Source organism: Sphingomonas plantiphila, assembly GCF_046000505.1.
GTDB classification, from domain to species: Bacteria; Pseudomonadota; Alphaproteobacteria; order Sphingomonadales; family Sphingomonadaceae; genus Sphingomonas; species Sphingomonas plantiphila.
Map to the genome: position 1 here is coordinate 1604020 of NZ_JBELQC010000001.1, position 16549 is coordinate 1620568.

The window sequence follows — 16549 nt, forward strand, 5'->3', positions numbered from 1 at the left end:
CCCGGGACGAGGAGGATTTCTTGTTACCGCCCCCCGAAGCCCTGCGGTGCAGGCGACACGGTGACCGTGGTGCCGCCGCGGATTTCCTGAACCTCGAGCGCGCGTTCGGCGACGCCGTCGCGGCCGAAGCGGAACGCGCCGTCGAGGCCCGCGAACCCGTCGCGGTCCGACAGCCGGCCTGCCGGGAAGTCTGTCCCCGGCCGCCAGTCGCGCGCGATGCGGACGGTGAGCAACACCGCGTCGTAGCCCAGCGTCGACAGGCGGTACGGCGCCGCGCTGAACCGCGCGCGGTATTTCGCGGCATATTGACGGTAATAGGTGTCTGAGACGCTGGCGAACCACGCGCCGTTGAGCTGGGTCATCCCACCGATCCCCGAATCGCTGTTCCACAATTCGGTGCCGAGCACGCGCGCGGTTCCGCTCGACCGGCGCAGTGCGGGGATGGCGGTGACCGCGCCGCTGGCGCTGTCGGCGATCAGCACGGCCTGGAACGGCGAGCGCGCGAGCTTCGCGACCGCCGCGTTCATCGCCGCCGGCCCGCGATTATAGGTTTCGAGCGCGGTGACCTTGCCGCCGGCATTCTCGACCGCGCGCAGGAAGGCGGTCGAGGCGCGGTCGCCATAGACGCCGGTCGGCATTAGCCCGGCAAATTCGGTGACGCCGGTGCGGCGGGCATAGTCGACCACGCGCTCGATCGACTGGGCGGGGGTGTAGCCCATGAGATAGGCGCCGTTGCCCGCGACATTGGTGTCGTTCGAGAAGCTGAGCACCGGTACGTTGGCGCGGCGGGCGAGCGGGACGACGGCACGTACGTCTTCCGACAGCAGCGGGCCGAGAATCAGCCGGTTGCCGTCCGCCAGCGCGCGATTGGCGGCGGCGGCGGCGCCCATCGCGGTGTCATAGGTGGTGATGCGGATATTGTCCGCCTTGGTATCGAGAATGGCGAGCTGTGTCGCGTTGGCAAGGCTGCGGCCGATGCCGGCGTTGGAGCCGGAGAGCGGAACGAGCAGCGCGACGCGATGCCGGCTGAGGTCTGCTTCGGGCAGGCCGGGGCGGACCGGGCGGAGATCGGGGCGGGTCGGCGCGACGGGATCGGGGCGCACGGGGCCGGGCGGAGGGCCGGGGCGGGGGACGCAGGCGGCGACGAGAATCGCGCCGGCGACGACTGCGCCACGGATCAAGGCGACAATGCCCCGTTGCGGTTTGACTGCTGCCTCTGTCATGACGACTCCCCGATGACCTTTGTTCTTGCGCCCGGCCTCTATATCGTCGCGACCCCGATCGGCAATCTCGGCGATCTATCCCCACGCGCGGCTGAAATACTCCTGAACGCCGATGTGGTTGCGGTCGAGGACAGCCGTGTGACAGCCGGACTGTTCCGCCATCTCGGTGCGAAGCGGCCGATGACCCCCTATCACGACCATAATGCCGAGGCCGTGCGGCCCGGGCTGGTCGCGCGGATGGCGACGCAGGCGGTGGCGCTGGTATCCGACGCGGGGACGCCGCTGATTTCCGATCCGGGCTACAAGCTGGTGCGCGATGCGCGCGCGGCGGGGCATGCGGTGACGACGATACCCGGACCGTGCGCGGGGATCGCGGCGCTGACGCTGGCGGGGCTGCCGACCGACCGGTTCCTCTTCATGGGTTTTCTGCCGAGCAAGCAGCAGGCGCGAGGCGAGGCGATCGCCGAGGTGGCGGGCGTGCGCGCGACCCTGGTCTTCTACGAAAGCGGGCCGCGGCTATCGGCGGCGCTGGCGGCGCTGGCCGAGGGGTTGGGGGATCGCGAGGCGGCGGTAGCGCGCGAGATCACCAAGAAGTTCGAGGAATGCGTGACGGGATCGCTGAGCGAATTGTCGGCGCGTTACGCCGAGGGCGGGCCGAAGGGCGAGATCGTGATCGTCGTCGCCCCGCCGGGCGAGGCGCCGCCGGCAAGCGCGGAAGATGCCGATGCGGCGCTGGCCGAGGCGCTGACGCGGCTGCCGGCGTCGAAGGCGGCGGGTGAGGTGGCCAAGCGGCTGGGGCTGGACCGCAAGGCGCTGTACGCGCGGGCGATGGAGATGAAGGGTGGCTGAAATCCTCCCCTGTAAGGGGAGGTGGCAGCGCGCAGCGCTGACGGAGGGGTGTCGCCCTTTCGAGAGCGGGACACCCCTCCACCACGCGCTGCGCGCGCGGTCCCCCTCCCCCTCTGGGGGAGGAGTTTAAATGGTCCATGACCGCCGCGCCGCCGAGCAATCGGGACGCGACGGGGAGACGCGGGCGGCGTGGTATCTGCGGCTGCGCGGGTGGCGCATCCTCGACCGGCGGGTGCGGACGCCGGCGGGGGAGGTCGACCTGGTGGCGAAGCGGGGCAAGCTGATCGCGTTCGTCGAGGTAAAGGCACGGAAATCGGCGGCAGAGCTCGACTTCGCGATCGACGAGCGGCGGTTGGCGCGGGTCGCGGCGGCTGCGGAAGTTCTGATGCCGCGCTATGCGACCAACGGTGAGGATATCCGGGTGGACGTGCTGCTGATCGCGCCGGGGGTCCGCCCGCGGCATATCGAGAATGCGTGGATCGGGTGAGCCCCGTCGGGTGACATTCGTGTCGCGGCTCCCTAACTGCGCTTCAGCCGTCACCGAGGAACAAAGATGCCGCTAACCGTCGCCGTCCAGATGGACCCGCTCGATGCGATCAACATCGCGGGCGATTCGACCTTTGCGCTGATGCTGTCGGCGCAGGCGCGCGGGCACCGGCTGTTCCATTATGCGCCCGAGGCACTCAACTATGCCGATGGGAGGGTGTGGGCGAAGGCGCATCCGGTGACGGTGCAGCGCGTTGCCGGCAATCATTTCGAGTTTGGCGATCCGGTGGCCCTCGATCTGGGCGAGGAGGTCGATGTCGTGCTGATGCGGCAGGATCCGCCGTTCGACCTTGGCTATATCACCGCGACGCATCTGCTCGAGCGGATTGCCGACAAGACGTTGGTGGTCAACGATCCGGCGAGCGTGCGCAACGCGCCGGAGAAGGTGTGGGTGCTCGATTTCGCGCGCTTCATGCCGCCGACGCTGATCACACGCGACTATGACGAGGCGAAGGCGTTCCTGGCGAAGCACGGCGCGATCGTGGTCAAGCCGCTGCACGGCAATGGCGGCAAGGCGATCTTCAAGATCGATACGGATGGCGCCAACCTCTCGTCGCTGATCGAGGTGTTCAACACCGCCTATCGCGAACCGCATATGGTGCAGGCGTTCCTTCCCGATGTCGCGAAGGGCGACAAGCGCATCGTGCTGGTCGATGGCGAGGTCGCGGGGGCGGTCAATCGCGTTCCGGGTGAAGGCGAGATCCGGTCGAACCTGGCAGTCGGCGGGACCGCGGCGAAGACGCAGCTGACCGCCAAGGAAGAGGAAATCTGCGCCGCGCTCGCGCCCGAGCTCAAGCGGCGCGGGCTGATCTTCGTCGGGATTGATGTGATCGGCGGCGAGTGGCTGACCGAGATCAACGTTACGTCGCCGACCGGTATCGTCGCGATCGACACGTTCAACGGCACGGATACCGCCGCGATGATCTGGGACGCGATCGAGCGCCGGGTTGCGGCGCGTGGCTGATTCGTTCGGCCAGCGCTGCGCTACGCCTCATCCATGACCGAGTTCATCCTCAACCTGATTGCCTGGGGCGGCTATGTCGGGATCTTCATCCTGATGACGCTGGAGAATGTGTTCCCGCCGATCCCGTCGGAGGTGATCATGGGCCTTGGCGGCATGGCGGTGGCGCGCGGCGACATGACCATGGCGCCGCTGCTGATCTGGGGGACGGCGGGAACGACGCTGGGCAATCTGTTCTGGTACGGCGTCGGGCGCTGGATCGGGATCGCGCGGCTGAAGCCGTTCGTCGATCGCCACGGCCGCTGGCTGACGATGACGTGGGAGGATGTCGAAAAGCTCAACCGTTTCTTCCACCGGCATGGCGGCTGGGTGGTGTTCGTGTTCCGCTTCCTGCCCACATTCCGCACGATGATCTCGCTTCCCGCCGGGATGGCGAAGATGGGGCTGCCGCGCTTTCTGGTGGCGACGTTCGTCGGGAGCGCGATCTGGAATGCGGTGCTGGCCTATGCCGGCCTGTTGCTGGGGTCGCAGTTCGAGCAGCTGCAAGTCTATGTCGGGCCGGTCGCGATCGGGACTTCGGTGGTGGTGGTGGGCATCTGGCTGTACCGGGTGCTCACCTGGAACCGGCGGGTGCACTAGCCGCGGAAGCTGTCTTTCGCCGCGCGGCGCTCCGCCAGTTGCTCGACCGACGCGGCGCGCATGAACGGGTTGGTGGCGCGCTCGAGCGCGATCGTCGTGGGGACGGTCGCCAGACCCTGTGCGCGCATCGCATCGACCTCCGCCATGCGCGCGACGAGCGCTTCGTTGTCCGGCTCGGCCACGAGGGCGTAGCGGCCGTTCGACTGCGTATATTCGTGCGCGCAATAGACCTGGGTCTCGTCGGGGAGTTGGGCAAGGCGCTGCATGTTGGCGAACATCTGCGCCGGCGTGCCTTCGAACAGGCGGCCGCAGCCCATCGCGAACAGCGTGTCGCCGACAAAGGCGATCTGTGCGTCGGCAAGATGATAGGCGATATGGCCGGCGGTGTGCGCGGGGACGTCGATCACCTCCGCCGCGAACGCGCCGAGCGTCACGCGGTCACCCTCGGCGACCAGCCGGTCGGCGGTGGGGATCTTCGCGGCTTCGGCGGCGGGGGCGATGACGGTGCAGCCGGTCGCGTCCTTGATCGCGGCGTTGCCGCCGGTGTGGTCGGGGTGCCAATGGGTGTTCCAGATCGCCGAGATCGTCCAGCCGCGCGCAGACGCCGCCTCCAGCACGGGTTCGGCGACCGCGGGGTCGACGACGACCGTCTCGCCCGAGGCGGCGTCGTGCGCGAGCCAGATGTAATTGTCGCTGAGGACGGGGATGCGGACGACTTCGATCATGGGCTCTCTCCTAGCAGGGCGGTGACCTCGCGTGCCAGCCGTTCGGTCAGCGCCTGTGCGGGCTCGCCCAGCGCCGGGCCGATTTCGCCCGCCTGGCCGACCCATAAGGGCGAATAGTCGCCGCGCCCGTCGGCTTCGGCGGCGCGGCGCAACTCTGCGAGCGCGGCGGAGGCGTGGGGGAAGCGCGGGGCGGCGGGGTGGATCGGGCCGAACGCGTCGATCAGCGTGTTGCGGGCACCGCGCGCGAGACCGCCAGAGAACAGGTTGGTGACGACGGTGTCGGTGCGGAGCGCGCTGCGATGCGCGGCGCTGATCGTCGCTTCGGGAGTGAAGAGATAGACGGTGCCGAGTTGGACCGCGCCCGCGCCGAGTGTCAGCGCCGCAGAGATCCCCGCGCCATCGACGATCCCGCCCGCGGCGATCACCGGGATCTGGGAGAAACCGAGTTCGAGCACGACCTGCCGGACCAGCGCGAGCGTACCGACCGGGCGATAGCCGTTGAGGAAATAGCCTGCATGTCCGCCCGCCTCGAACCCCTGGGCGATGACCATGTCGGCCTTGCCGATCAGCCAGATCGACTCGTCCAGCGTGGTGGCGTTGCCGACGACCAGCGCGCCGGTGGCGCGGACGCGATCGAGCAGGGCGGGGTCGGGGAGGCCGAAATGGAAGCTGACGAGTTCGGGGCGCACCGCCTCGACCGCGGCGCATAGCGCGTCGTCGAACGGCGCGCGCAATGGGGGTGGGGTGTCGGGCGGGCTCACGCCTTCCTTGTCGTAGAAGGGCTGGAGCAGGGCGCGCCACGCGGTCTCGTCGGGCGGATCGCCGAGGCGATGGCAGAAGAAGTTGAGGTTGAGCGGGCCGTCGGCCTGTGCGCGGACCTGCGCCACCTGCTCGCGCACCTGATCGGGCGTCAGCATCGCGCAGGGGAGCGAACCGACCGCCCCGCCACGGATCGCTGCGGCAGCGAGCGCCACCCCGCCTGCGCCCGCCATCGGCGCCTGGATGATCGGCACCCGCGCCCCGGTCCGGCGCAGGAAATCCTGCACCGGCCGCTTGGCGAGGATGCCGCTCACAGGCTTACCAGGCGCCGGTGTTCGGCATCGATGCCCAGGGTTCGGCGGGTTCGAGCCGGCCGTCCTGCAGCAATTCGACCGAGATGCCGTCGGGACTGCGCACAAATGCCATATGGCCGTCGCGCGGCGGGCGGTTGATGGTGATTCCGGCATCCATCATCCGCTGGCAGGTTTCGTAGATATTCTCGACGCGGTAGGCGAGATGCCCGAAATTGCGGCCGCCGGTGTAGGTTTCGGGCGCGCTGCCGTCCTCGGGCGGCCAGTTGTAGGTCAGCTCCACTTCGGCGCTCGCGCGCTTGCCGTCCGCCCTGATATCGCCGGGGGCGGCGAGGAAAATCAGCGTGAAGCGACCCTGTTCGCTCTCCATCCGCCGCACTTCCTTGAGGCCGATCAGTTCGAAGAAGCGGATCGTCGCGTCGGGATCGGACACGCGGATCATGGTGTGGAGATAGTTCATCGGGGGTCCCTGTCTGGTTCGCCGCCGAGATAGGGTCGCTAGTCCGCGCCCGCAAATTGTTCGAGCGCGGCGCGGGCGGAGCGGCCGATCGCGCTGTCGGGGGCGAGTTCGGCGGCGCGGGTCCAGGCCGCCTTCGCTCCAGCCTCGTCGCGGGCGACGGCCGCAATATTGCCCGCCTCGAGCTGGACCGAGGCGTCGTCTCCGGCGCGTTCGAGCGCCTGGGCGATGTGCTGCCGGGCGAGCGGGATGTCGCCCATCCGCCGCGCGAGGTTGGCGGAGAGCAGCCACGCCATCGGATCGGCGGCGGCGTGGACCAGCGCCTTGTCCAGATCGGCGCGTGCGCCGGCAAGATCGCCCGTGGCGACCAGCGCCCGTGCGCGATCGAGATGCGCTTCGCCCAGTTCGAGCCCGGTCAGCGTTCCGGTCGCCAGCGCGGCGTTCAGCGCGGCGCGCGCGCGTGCGGCTTCGCCCGCGGCGATCCAGGCGTTGCCGGCCTGTGCCCAATAATTGGAGGCGCGGGCGTCGCGCGCCACTTCCGCCTCGCGCGCGGCGGCGTCGAACGCCTCGCCCGCGCTGCGCCAGCGTTGCTGCCGGGTATAGGCGAGGCCGCGACACTGATGGGCGAGGAAATTCCCGCCCGCGAGCTTCCACCGCTCCGCTTCGGCGATGCCGCGCACCGGATCTTCGATGGCGAGCTCGACGCACGCTTCCCAGCGCTTTTCCTCGGGCGAAGGCGGGCCGGCGACGGCGGGGGCGGTCTGGGCGAGCAGCAGCAGGGCGATCATGGGCGGGTGGTGATATCCTCTAGGGTGCGCAGGATCAGCGCGATATCCTGCGGGCGCGACAGGCGATGGTCGCCGTCCTTGACGAGGATAGTCTGCACATCGTCTGAACGCAGCAGGCCGGCGAGCGCCACGCTGCGCTCCCACGGCACGTCGGGATCGCGCTGGCCATGGATGAGGCGGGCGGGGAAGGGGAGGTCGATCGCGCCGTGCATCAGCCGGTTGGCCTCGCCCGACGACCAGAAGGCGCGGGTGGTGATCGTGGGCTGCGGCGAATAGATCGACGGCTGTTCGAGGCGACCCTCTTCCAGCAGCGTCATCTTCTGCTCCTGGGTGAAGCCCCAGTCGGTGAAATCAGGGGCGGCCGCGATGCCGACCATGGCGGCGATCCGGTCGGGACGGGCTTTGGCGACCAGCAGCATGATCCACCCGCCCATCGAGGAGCCGACCAGAATGACGGGCCCCTCGACCACCCCGTCGATCAGCAGCAGCGCGTCGTCGCGCCAGCCCGCGAGCGTCTGGTCCTCGAACGCGCCTTCGCTTTCGCCGCAGCCGGCATAGTCGAAGCGGAGACAGGCGCGGCCGTTCGCCCGTGCCCATTGCTCGACCGCCAGCGCCTTGCTCCCGCTCATGTCGGAGGCATAGCCGGGGAGGAAGACGATCGTCGGCCCGGTGCCCGGGCTGTGATGAAAGGCGATGCGATGTCCGTCGGCGTTGATCATGGCTGAGGTCTTAGGGGGTTTTTGGGCCGGGACCAATCAATCCTCCCCCGCCAGGGGGAGGTGGCGGCGCGAAGCGCTGACGGAGGGGGCGGACGGCGTACGTTCTCCCCTCTTGCCGGTGTGCTTCCTCCCCCTCCGTCGCCTTCGGCGCCACCTCCCCCTGGCGGGGGAGGATAATTGGGTTAGGGTGTTCGCATGGACGACCGGCCCCTGCCTTTGCTGTTCGGCGCGCATCTGGCGCGTGATCGACGGCGTTCGGCGCATACCGTGCGCGCCTATGAGGCGAGCGCGGCGCGGCTGATTGCCTTTCTGGGCGGCCATTGGGGCGGGCCGGTGGATCGGGCGGCGCTGGCGCGGGTGAGCGCGGCGGACCTTCGCGCCTATCTGGCGCAACGGCGTGGGGACGGGATCGGCAACGCCAGCGCGGCGCGCGAATTGTCCGCCGTGCGCGCCTTCCTCGCCTTTGCCGTCGGGCCGGAGGCGGAGCTGCCCCGGTTGCGCGGGCCGCGGGTGCGCAAGGGCGTGCCGCGCCCGATCGCGCCCGACGAGGCGGTGGCGCTGGCCGAGGAGGTCGCGGAGGATGCGCGCGAGCCGTGGATCGGCGCACGCGACCTGGCGGTGCTGCTGCTGCTCTATGGCGCGGGGCTGCGGATCGGCGAGGCGATGGCGCTGACCGGGGCGGCGCTGCCGCTCGGCGAAACGCTGCGGGTGACGGGCAAGCGCGACAAGACGCGGATCGTGCCGCTGCTGCCGCAGGTGCGCGCGGCGGTAGAGGACTATGTCCGGCTCTGCCCCTATGCGACTGCGCCGGGCGCGCCGCTGTTCCGGGGCGCGCGGGGCGGGCCGCTGGCGCCGGCGCTGGTTCGCAGGGCGGTACGGGCGGCGCGGGTGCGGTTGGGCTTGCCCGAGCGGACCACGCCGCATGCGCTGCGTCACAGCTTTGCCACCCATCTGCTGGGGCGCGGGGCGGACCTGCGCGCGTTGCAGGAGTTGCTGGGCCATGCCAGCCTGAGTTCGACGCAGATCTATACCGCGGTCGACGCGGCGCATCTGCTCGACGTGTATCGCAATGCCCATCCTCGGGCTTGATCGGGAACCCTTTGCACGCTCACCCATTGGCGTCACGACCAAGTCCAACAGGAGAGACGGCATGATGATCCGAACCAGCTGCGCGATCGTAGCACTGGCCCTGACCTCGGCATGCGGCGGCACCGCGACGACCAACACCGTCGCTGCGGACAATATGGCGATGCCGACGGACAATATGGAAATGCCGATGGAGAATGGCAGCGGCGCTTCGGAGACCGCGACCGCGCCGCTCAGAAAGGCTGACGGGAGTGCTGCGGGCAGCGCCGTCGCGAGCATGACGTCCGAAGGACTGGCGGTCACCGTTTCGGTGAACGGGATCAGCGCGGGCGACCACGGCGTCCATGTCCATATGACCGGCAAGTGCGATGCGCCGGGCTTCACCACTGCGGGCGGCCACTGGAATCCCGATTCCGCCGAACATGGGTTGCAGAATCCGCGCGGCGCGCATGCGGGCGACATGCCCAATCTGAAGGTCGCCGACGACGGTACGGGATCGCTGACCTTCACGCTGCGGTCGGGAACGATGGCGCAGCTGCTCGATGCGGACGGCTCGGCGTTCATCGTGCATGCCGGTGCGGACGACCAGAAGACCGACCCGTCGGGTGACAGCGGCGATCGTATCGCCTGTGGCGTGTTCGCGGCGGGATAAGCCGGAGCGGGGATGCCCCGGCGTCCGCGCCGGGGCTGGCCCTCAGCCTGCGTCCAGGCGATAGCGTTCGATTGCTTCGTAACTGGCGCCGCCATGTCCCAGGCGGCTTTCGTACAGGGTCATGTGCGTGACGGTGAACGCATCACTGTTGAGGCCAGAATGATCTGCCAGAAAGCGGTGTACCGGCCCGGCCGAGCCGGGCAGGCGGGCGAGCGTGATATGCGGGACGAAGGCGCGACGTTCGGGCTCGAGCCCGGCGCGCACGCAGGCGGCATCGACCTTGCGATGGAGCGCCGAGAGCGCGTCGCGCGGGGAGACGCCCGCCCATAGCGCATTCGGTTTGCCCCGCGTATCGAACATGCCGCACCCGGCGAGACGCAGCGGGGGAAGGTCGAAGCGGACACTGCCCAGCGCGGCGGCGACATCGTCGGCGGTGCGCGCATCCACCTCCCCGACGAATCGCAGCGTCAGGTGAAGCTGGCTTTCATCCTGCCACCGCGCGCCGATGACCCCGCCCATGAGACCGAGCAGCTGCGCGCGAATCGACGGCGGAGGGCGCAAGGCGACGAACAGGCGGTGCATGCACCCGACTTTAACCGGTTCCGTCAGACGCGGCGATTCCGGTTTTCCTTGAAAATCGGGCGTCGAACGATGATATTCGATCACATCCGGGCGGCCGATGACTGAGACCGCCGGGCAAAGGAGTTTGAGATGGCTAACTGGTCTGACCCCCAAACGACCGCCGCGCCGTACGCGACGGCCGCAGGTACGCGGTCCGCTGCGTATGATGCGGGGCTGCGGTCCTACATGCTTTCGGTTTACAACTATATGGCGTCGGGCGTGCTGCTCAGCGGCATCGTGGCGCTGCTCTTCGCCTGGGGCGGCGAGCAATCGGCGGCCTATTCGGTCTTCGCAAATGGCGGGCCGCTGGTGTGGCTGATCGTGCTGTCGCCGCTGGCGATCGTGTTCGCGATGAGCTTTGGCCAGAACAAGATGTCGACGGGCACGCTGCAGATCCTGTTCTGGAGCTTCGCGGTCCTGATGGGCCTGTCGCTCTCGACGCTGCTGCTGCGCTATACCGGTACGTCGGTCGCGCAGGCGTTCTTCGCGACCGCCGCCGGCTTCGTCGGTCTGAGCCTCTATGGCTACACCACCAAGCGTGATCTGAGCGGCTTCGGCAGCTTCCTGATCGTCGGTGTCGTCGGCCTGCTGGTGGCGATGATCATCAACATCTTCACCCAGTCGAGCACCCTGTCGCTGATCATCAGCATCGCCGGCGTGCTGATCTTCGCGGGCCTGACCGCCTATGATACGCAGCGGATCAAGAGCATGTACCAGTATGTCGCGGGTACCGACATGGTGGGCAAGGTCGTGATCATGAGCGCGCTGTCGCTCTATCTCGACTTCATCAACATGTTCCAGTTCCTGCTCAGCATCGTTGGCGCGACGCGCGACTGATCGCTTCGGCGGATCTGAAAAACGGGAAGGCCCGGCCAGCGATGGCCGGGCCTTTTTGCATGCGCGCAGCAGCGGAACGCGCGGGTGTGTCGGTGCGTTTTAGCTTCAAATCCCCGTGGGAGTAGGATCGATGATGGAAGACCAGGACAGGAAGCGCGGCGACGCCGGCACCGACGAGAGCATCGGCGAACGGCTGGAGCGGAACCCCGAGAGCAAGCAGGCACGGCTCGACCGCGCGCTGGACGAATCGATGGATGCGTCCGATCCGCCTTCGGGCACGCAGCCGGTCCATTCGCATAATGCGGCGCCCTCGACCGGCTATGATGCAGAGAAGGAAGCCGAGCTGGCGCGGAAAAAGGCCGAAGCGGAGTAAGCCGAACCTCGCTGCGCTACGCACGTTTCGAACCCCGGGACTCCGACGAGGAGTGCCGGGGTTTTGTGCGTCAGGGCTTAAGCAGGTCGAGCGCCGCTGCGGTCATCGCCTCGGCGGCGGTGCCGATCACCTTTTCGGCGTCGGGCGCCCATTTGGGGCTGTGGAGCGAGGGCAGGCCGGTGCCGTCGCGCTTCTGCGCGGCATCCCACTGGTCCTGAGGAACCCCGCCGACCCAGTAGATCACGCTCTGAATCTTGGGATCGGCGATATGGTAGCGGCCGAAATCCTCGCCCGCCATCACCGGCGCCACATCCTGCACGCGCGCTTCGCCGAAGCGGGCGGTGAACAGCGACTTGAGCCTGCCGGCGAAGGCGTCGGTGCTGACGGCGGGCGGGGTGAAGGGTTCGCGAACGGTCACCACCGGCATCCGGTCGTCCGGCACGCCCGCCGCCACGGCTTCGCCCTTGGCGATCCGCGCGATGCTGTCGAGCAACAGCTTGCGCACCTCCGGGGTGTAGGAGCGGACGGTGAGCAGCAGCAGTGCGGAATCGGGGATGATGTTGTGGCGCGTGCCGCCCTGGAAGCTGCCGACCGTCACCACCGCGGACTCGAGCGGATCGACCTCCCGCGCCACGATCGTCTGGAGCGCCGAGACGATGCGGGCGCCGAGCACGATGGGGTCCTTCGTCGTTGCGGGATAGGCGCCGTGGCCGCCGACGCCCTTGACCAGGATGTCGACCGAATCGACGCTGGCGAAGGTCGGGCCGGAGCGGATGCCGATCGTCCCCGCGGGCAGCGCGGCGCTGTTGTGGAAGGCGATGGCGTAGTCGGGCTTGGGGAAGCGGGTATAGAGCCCGTCCTTGAGCATCGCGAGCGCGCCCGCGCTGTTTTCCTCGGCCGGTTGCGCGATCATTACCACGGTGCCGCGCCACTGCTCCTTCATCGCGGCGATATTTCGCAGCGTGCCGACCCAGGCCGTCATGTGCGTATCGTGCGCGCAGGCGTGCATGATGCCGGTTTCGACCCCTTCGGGCGTCTTGCCGCGCACCTTTGACGCGAAGGGCAGGCCGGTTTCCTCGGTCACCGGCAGGCCGTCCATGTCGGCGCGGAGCAGGACGGTCGGGCCTTCGCCATTCTTCAGCACCGCGACGACGCCGGTGCCGCCGACCTTCTCGGTCACGGTGAAGCCGGCCTTGCGCGCCTCGGCGGCGAGCTTTGCGGAGGTCTTCACCTCGGCCTGGCTCAGTTCGGGGCTGGCGTGGAGATCACGATACAGCGTCATCAGCGCGGGCAGCTCGCGCGCGGTGGCATCGCTGACCGTATCGGCAGCGGCGGGCAGGGCGAGCGCGAGGCTTGCGGCGGCGGCGAGGAGCGGCGTCTTCATGGCTGCCACCCTAGCCCCCCGCCGCAACGGCGCAATGCCCCAGCGCGCGTCAGGCGGGGACCAGTTCGATGACGTCGAGCTGCGATTCGAAGCTGGGCCAGGGCAGGACGAGCCGCCAGCGTCCCACGCCGATCCGCTCGACATAGCCGGCGAGATCGCGCTTCGCGTCCTGGCCATAGGCGAGAGTCGTCGTTTCGTCGCCCAGTTCGAGCGCGCCGAGGAAGATCACGCGCGCGTCGTTCTCCGCGTAGAGCGTGCCGGAGGGGCGCTGGATCCCGTCGAGCTTGGCGAAGACGGGCATGTCGCCCTCCCGCCCGATGCGGCAGCGCGCCCAGGGCTGGGCGGAGAAACTGCGCAGGCCGGGTCGCTTGGCACCCAGCTTGAAGGTGCGGCAGCGATAGTCGCCGGGCGGCGGCATGGCGTTGGACATCGCCTGGTCGGGTTCGAACAGCGGACCCTGGGACGCGATCACGCCATTGTCGGCGGTGCGCGCGGCGGGAAGCGCCTCGACCCATGCCTTGCGCCAGTCGCGCAGCCGGTCGCGATCCTGCGCAGTGGTCACCTGGCGCCAGCGGGTTTCCGGCCCGGTATCGCCGGCAAGGCCGCCGCGCGTGCATCCCGCGAGTGCCAGCGCGACAGCCATCGCGACGAGGGGAACAGCGGGCTTCATGCCGCGGTCCACCCGCCGTCCATCGAATAGTTGGCGCCGGTAATCGCCTTCGCCTCGTCGCGGCACAGGAACAGCGCCAGCGCCGCGACCTGTTCGGGCTGGACGAATTCCTTGGTCGGCTGCGCGGCGAGGAGGACGTCGTTCATCACCTGCTCGCGCGTCATCCCGCGCGACTTCATCGTATCGGGAATCTGATTCTCGACCAGCGGCGTCCAGACATAGCCGGGCGAGATGCAGTTGACGGTGATGCCATGGGTCGCGGTTTCGAGCGCGATCGTCTTGGTCAGGCCGGCAATACCGTGCTTGGCGGCGACGTACGCGGACTTGTTGGGGCTCGCGACGAGCGAGTGCGCGGACGCGGTGCACAGGATACGGCCCCAGTTCGCCGCCTTCATATGCGGCACGGCGGCGCGCATCATGTGCCAGGCGGAGGAGAGGTTGATCGCGATGATCGCGTCCCATTTCTCGGGCGGGAAATCCTCGATCGCCGCGACGTGCTGGATCCCGGCATTGTTGACGATGATATCGGGGCCACCGAGCTCGGCATGGCAGCGATCGACCATCGCGTAGATCGCGTCGGGCTTGCTCATGTCTGCCGCGTCGTAGAGCGCCTTGGCGCCGCTCAGGGTTTCGAGGCCGGCGCGCTCCGTTTCGATCGCGTCCGCGTCGCCGAACCCGTTGATCATCACGCTCGCGCCTTCGGCGGCGAGCGCCTTGGCGATGGCGAGGCCGATGCCGGAGGTGGAACCGGTGACGATGGCGGACTTGCCCTTGAGGAACATAGGTTACTCCGTTTGACTAGCGTCGGGTGAGATCGAAGGCGGCGGTGCGCCCGTCGGCGATATTGCTGGCGATCAGGCGGGCATTGGCCATCGTCTCGGCGACGGCAGCGCGCCCGGCCTGCCAATGCTCGCGCATCGAACGGGCGGAAAATTCGAAGTCGCGACTGCCGCCTTCCCAGGCATTGGCGCGGTAGATCAGGTGGACGAGGCTGACCGGTTGTTCGTCCGCGACCATGCGCAGCGCGGCGACATCGGGATCGTCGGCGAGGCTTTCGGGCAGCTTGGCGAGCACCTTGCGGATCATCTCGCGCTCCTTGCGCAGCTTGAGGCGTTCGTCGCTGACCTGGCGGGTGCGGCTGGAGAAGCGGATTTCCTTCTCGCGCGCCATCACGTCGGTGATGGTGTGGGGCAGCGGCGACCCGGCGGAGAACAGGTCGACCTGGAACACCAGGGTCGCCTCGCGTTGGTGATCGAGGACGTGGATCAGCGGGGTGTTCGAGACCAGCCCGCCGTCCCAATAATATTTGCCGTCGATCTCGACCGGGGGCAGGCCCGGCGGGAGTGCGCCCGAGGCCATGATGTGACGCGCGTCGATCCGGTCGTTCGCCGTGTCGAAATAGCGGAAATTGCCGCTTTCGATCTCGACCGCGCCGACCGAGAGGCGGACCGGACCGGCGTTGAGCAGATCCCAGTCGACCAGTGTGTCGAGCGTCTCGCGCAGCGCGGCGGTATCGTAGAAGCTCAGCGCGGCGCAGCTGCCGGGCGTCGCGAAGAAGGGCGGTACCGGGCGCGGGTGGAAGAAACCGGGGACGCCCTGACCCAGCACCGTCATGGCCGACCATTCATGGACGAGCTCGCGCACCTGATCCTGCGGGAAGATCGGAAAGCTGGGCAGGCCGCTGGTGACGCGGTCCCAGAACGCGCGCAGTTGCGCGACCCGGCGTTCGGGCGGGTTGCCCGCGACGATCGCGGCGTTGATCGCTCCGATCGAGATGCCGGCGACCCAGTCGGGGGCGATATCGGCTTCCGCCAGCGCCTCGATCACGCCGGCCTGGTAGCTGCCGAGCGCGCCGCCGCCCTGGAGCACGAGCGCGACGCAGCCGGGAAGCGGCAGCGGCCGGTCGCGCCCGGGTTTCGTGCTGCGCTGCGGATCGGCGTCGGCCATGGCACCCATGTGGTGCAACGCCGCGCGAAGGGCAATGCGGGAATCTTCATGCAACGCTCGGCGCGTTCGGGCATTGTGGCGGGTAAGCAACGAAAAAGGGGATGGGCCATGCGCCTCGACGATCTCGATCCCAGTGACAATGTACGCGATCTCGGTTCGGGCGGCGGTGGCGGGTTCGGCGGCGGAGGCGGCAATATCCTGTTCGCGCTGCTCCCGATGCTGCTGGGCAGTCGACTGGGCTGCGGGACGATCGCGCTGATCGGTATCGGCGCTGCGATCTTCATGACGGTCGGCGGTGGCGGTGGCCTGCTCACCGGGGGTGGCGCGCCCAGCGGCGGTCAGCAGGTGAGCCAGCAAAAGGCATGCGACACGCCCGAGGAACTGCAGGCGTGCCGGGTGATGAAGAGCACCGAGCAGACCTGGACCAAATTGTTCGCGGATGGCGGGCAGCGTTATCCCGCGCCGGTGCTCAATTTCTACGAAGGGCGCGTCCAGTCGGGTTGCGGTGCAGCGTCTTCGGCGGCCGGCCCGTTCTATTGCCCGTCGGATCGCAGCATCTATCTCGACACCGGCTTCTTCCGCGAGCTGGCGAGCCGGTTCGGCGCGGCGGGCGACTTCGCGCAGAATTACGTGATCGCGCATGAGGTCGGCCACCATATCCAGACCATCACCGGCACGATGGAGCAGGTGCGCGCGCGCCAGGCGCGGATGAGCCCGGCCGAGGGCAATGAGTTGTCGGTGCGCGTCGAGCTGCAGGCCGACTGCTTCGCCGGCGTATGGGGCGCGCAGAATCGCGACCGGCTGGAAGCCGGGGATATCGAGGAAGGGCTGCGCGCCGCGCAGGCGATCGGCGACGATACGTTGCAGCGTCAGACGCAGGGGACGGTCGTCCCCGAGAGCTTTACGCACGGGACCTCGGCACAGCGGATGCGCTGGCTCAAGCGCGGGCTCGAGAGCGGCGATCCGGCGGCGTGCGATACGTTCAGCGGGGCGATTTGAGCA

20 protein-coding genes are annotated in these 16549 nt (G+C 68.6%); 9 read left to right on the forward strand and 11 right to left on the reverse strand.

From position 1 onward, the window contains the following. Positions 1–23: 23 nt before the first annotated feature. Positions 24–1223 (reverse strand): penicillin-binding protein activator, encoded by a 1200-nt coding sequence (locus tag ABS767_RS07575; RefSeq protein WP_408077742.1) that lies wholly within the window; start codon positions 1221–1223, stop codon positions 24–26. Between the two features lie 12 nt (positions 1224–1235). On the opposite strand from ABS767_RS07575, the gene rsmI reads away from it, so the two are divergent. The 4 genes from rsmI to ABS767_RS07595 all read left to right on the forward strand — a co-directional run bounded on the left by rsmI (position 1236) and on the right by ABS767_RS07595 (position 4218). Then, on the forward strand, positions 1236–2072 hold the full coding sequence (rsmI, locus tag ABS767_RS07580; protein WP_408077743.1) for a 16S rRNA (cytidine(1402)-2'-O)-methyltransferase: 837 nt from the start codon (positions 1236–1238) through the stop codon (positions 2070–2072). Between the two features lie 130 nt (positions 2073–2202). Beyond that, positions 2203–2559, forward strand: coding sequence for a YraN family protein (locus tag ABS767_RS07585; protein WP_408077744.1), 357 nt, complete (start codon positions 2203–2205; stop codon positions 2557–2559). A 66-nt stretch (positions 2560–2625) separates the two neighbouring features. Continuing rightward, complete coding sequence (gene gshB, locus ABS767_RS07590; protein WP_408077745.1) at positions 2626–3582, forward strand: glutathione synthase; 957 nt, start codon at positions 2626–2628, stop codon at positions 3580–3582. 33 nt (positions 3583–3615) lie between these two features. Then, positions 3616–4218, forward strand: coding sequence for a DedA family protein (locus tag ABS767_RS07595; protein WP_408077746.1), 603 nt, complete (start codon positions 3616–3618; stop codon positions 4216–4218). Here ABS767_RS07595 and gloB read toward each other — a convergent pair. Genes gloB through ABS767_RS07620 form a run of 5 tightly spaced genes read right to left on the reverse strand, consistent with a single transcriptional unit; the run spans position 4215 to position 7977 of the window. Further along, positions 4215–4943, reverse strand: a complete 729-nt coding sequence (gene gloB, locus ABS767_RS07600) for a hydroxyacylglutathione hydrolase (protein ID WP_408077747.1) — start codon at positions 4941–4943, stop codon at positions 4215–4217. The two genes, ABS767_RS07595 and gloB, sit on opposite strands and share 4 nt — an antisense overlap. Continuing rightward, complete coding sequence (locus ABS767_RS07605; RefSeq protein WP_408077748.1) at positions 4940–6016, reverse strand: NAD(P)H-dependent flavin oxidoreductase; 1077 nt, start codon at positions 6014–6016, stop codon at positions 4940–4942. The genes gloB and ABS767_RS07605 overlap by 4 nt, the downstream gene beginning before the upstream one ends. A gap of 4 nt (positions 6017–6020) precedes the next feature. Next, complete coding sequence (locus ABS767_RS07610; protein ID WP_408077749.1) at positions 6021–6473, reverse strand: VOC family protein; 453 nt, start codon at positions 6471–6473, stop codon at positions 6021–6023. 38 nt (positions 6474–6511) lie between these two features. Then, a complete protein-coding gene (locus tag ABS767_RS07615; RefSeq protein ID WP_408077750.1) occupies positions 6512–7258 on the reverse strand; it encodes a tetratricopeptide repeat protein in 747 nt (248 codons plus the stop codon). After that, the gene (locus tag ABS767_RS07620) at positions 7255–7977 is read right to left on the reverse strand and encodes an alpha/beta fold hydrolase (RefSeq protein ID WP_408077751.1); all 723 of its coding nucleotides are present in this window, start codon (positions 7975–7977) and stop codon (positions 7255–7257) included. The genes ABS767_RS07615 and ABS767_RS07620 overlap by 4 nt, the downstream gene beginning before the upstream one ends. A gap of 195 nt (positions 7978–8172) precedes the next feature. Between ABS767_RS07620 and ABS767_RS07625 the strand changes: the two genes are divergently transcribed. Then, positions 8173–9066 (forward strand): tyrosine recombinase XerC, encoded by an 894-nt coding sequence (locus tag ABS767_RS07625; protein WP_408077752.1) that lies wholly within the window; start codon positions 8173–8175, stop codon positions 9064–9066. A gap of 61 nt (positions 9067–9127) precedes the next feature. After that, on the forward strand, positions 9128–9715 hold the full coding sequence (locus ABS767_RS07630; RefSeq protein WP_408077753.1) for a superoxide dismutase family protein: 588 nt from the start codon (positions 9128–9130) through the stop codon (positions 9713–9715). 42 nt (positions 9716–9757) lie between these two features. Here ABS767_RS07630 and thpR read toward each other — a convergent pair whose 3' ends face one another. Then, positions 9758–10297 (reverse strand): RNA 2',3'-cyclic phosphodiesterase, encoded by a 540-nt coding sequence (thpR, locus tag ABS767_RS07635; protein WP_408077754.1) that lies wholly within the window; start codon positions 10295–10297, stop codon positions 9758–9760. A gap of 129 nt (positions 10298–10426) precedes the next feature. On the opposite strand from thpR, the gene ABS767_RS07640 reads away from it, so the two are divergent. After that, positions 10427–11173: a Bax inhibitor-1/YccA family protein gene (locus tag ABS767_RS07640; RefSeq protein WP_408077755.1), complete on the forward strand. Its 747-nt coding sequence runs from the start codon at positions 10427–10429 to the stop codon at positions 11171–11173. Between the two features lie 130 nt (positions 11174–11303). Continuing rightward, positions 11304–11546 (forward strand): hypothetical protein, encoded by a 243-nt coding sequence (locus ABS767_RS07645; RefSeq protein WP_408077756.1) that lies wholly within the window; start codon positions 11304–11306, stop codon positions 11544–11546. A gap of 70 nt (positions 11547–11616) precedes the next feature. Here the strand turns inward: ABS767_RS07645 and ABS767_RS07650 are convergent, their stop codons facing one another. From ABS767_RS07650 to ABS767_RS07665, 4 genes are read right to left on the reverse strand one after another with little or no spacing between them, the layout of a single operon-like run. Next, positions 11617–12930 carry an amidohydrolase gene (locus ABS767_RS07650; RefSeq protein ID WP_408077757.1) on the reverse strand — a complete coding sequence of 438 codons (1314 nt, stop codon included), beginning with the start codon at positions 12928–12930 and terminating at the stop codon, positions 11617–11619. Between the two features lie 49 nt (positions 12931–12979). Then, the gene (locus ABS767_RS07655; protein WP_408077758.1) at positions 12980–13600 is read right to left on the reverse strand and encodes a DUF4893 domain-containing protein; all 621 of its coding nucleotides are present in this window, start codon (positions 13598–13600) and stop codon (positions 12980–12982) included. Next, positions 13597–14382 carry a 3-hydroxybutyrate dehydrogenase gene (locus ABS767_RS07660; protein ID WP_408077759.1) on the reverse strand — a complete coding sequence of 262 codons (786 nt, stop codon included), beginning with the start codon at positions 14380–14382 and terminating at the stop codon, positions 13597–13599. Before ABS767_RS07660 ends, ABS767_RS07655 begins: the two co-directional genes overlap by 4 nt. Positions 14383–14398: 16 nt before the next feature. Beyond that, a complete protein-coding gene (locus tag ABS767_RS07665; RefSeq protein ID WP_408077760.1) occupies positions 14399–15547 on the reverse strand; it encodes a patatin-like phospholipase family protein in 1149 nt (382 codons plus the stop codon). A 108-nt stretch (positions 15548–15655) separates the two neighbouring features. On the opposite strand from ABS767_RS07665, the gene ypfJ reads away from it, so the two are divergent. Beyond that, a complete protein-coding gene (gene ypfJ, locus ABS767_RS07670) occupies positions 15656–16546 on the forward strand; it encodes a KPN_02809 family neutral zinc metallopeptidase (RefSeq protein ID WP_408077761.1) in 891 nt (296 codons plus the stop codon). Positions 16547–16549 lie beyond the last annotated feature (3 nt).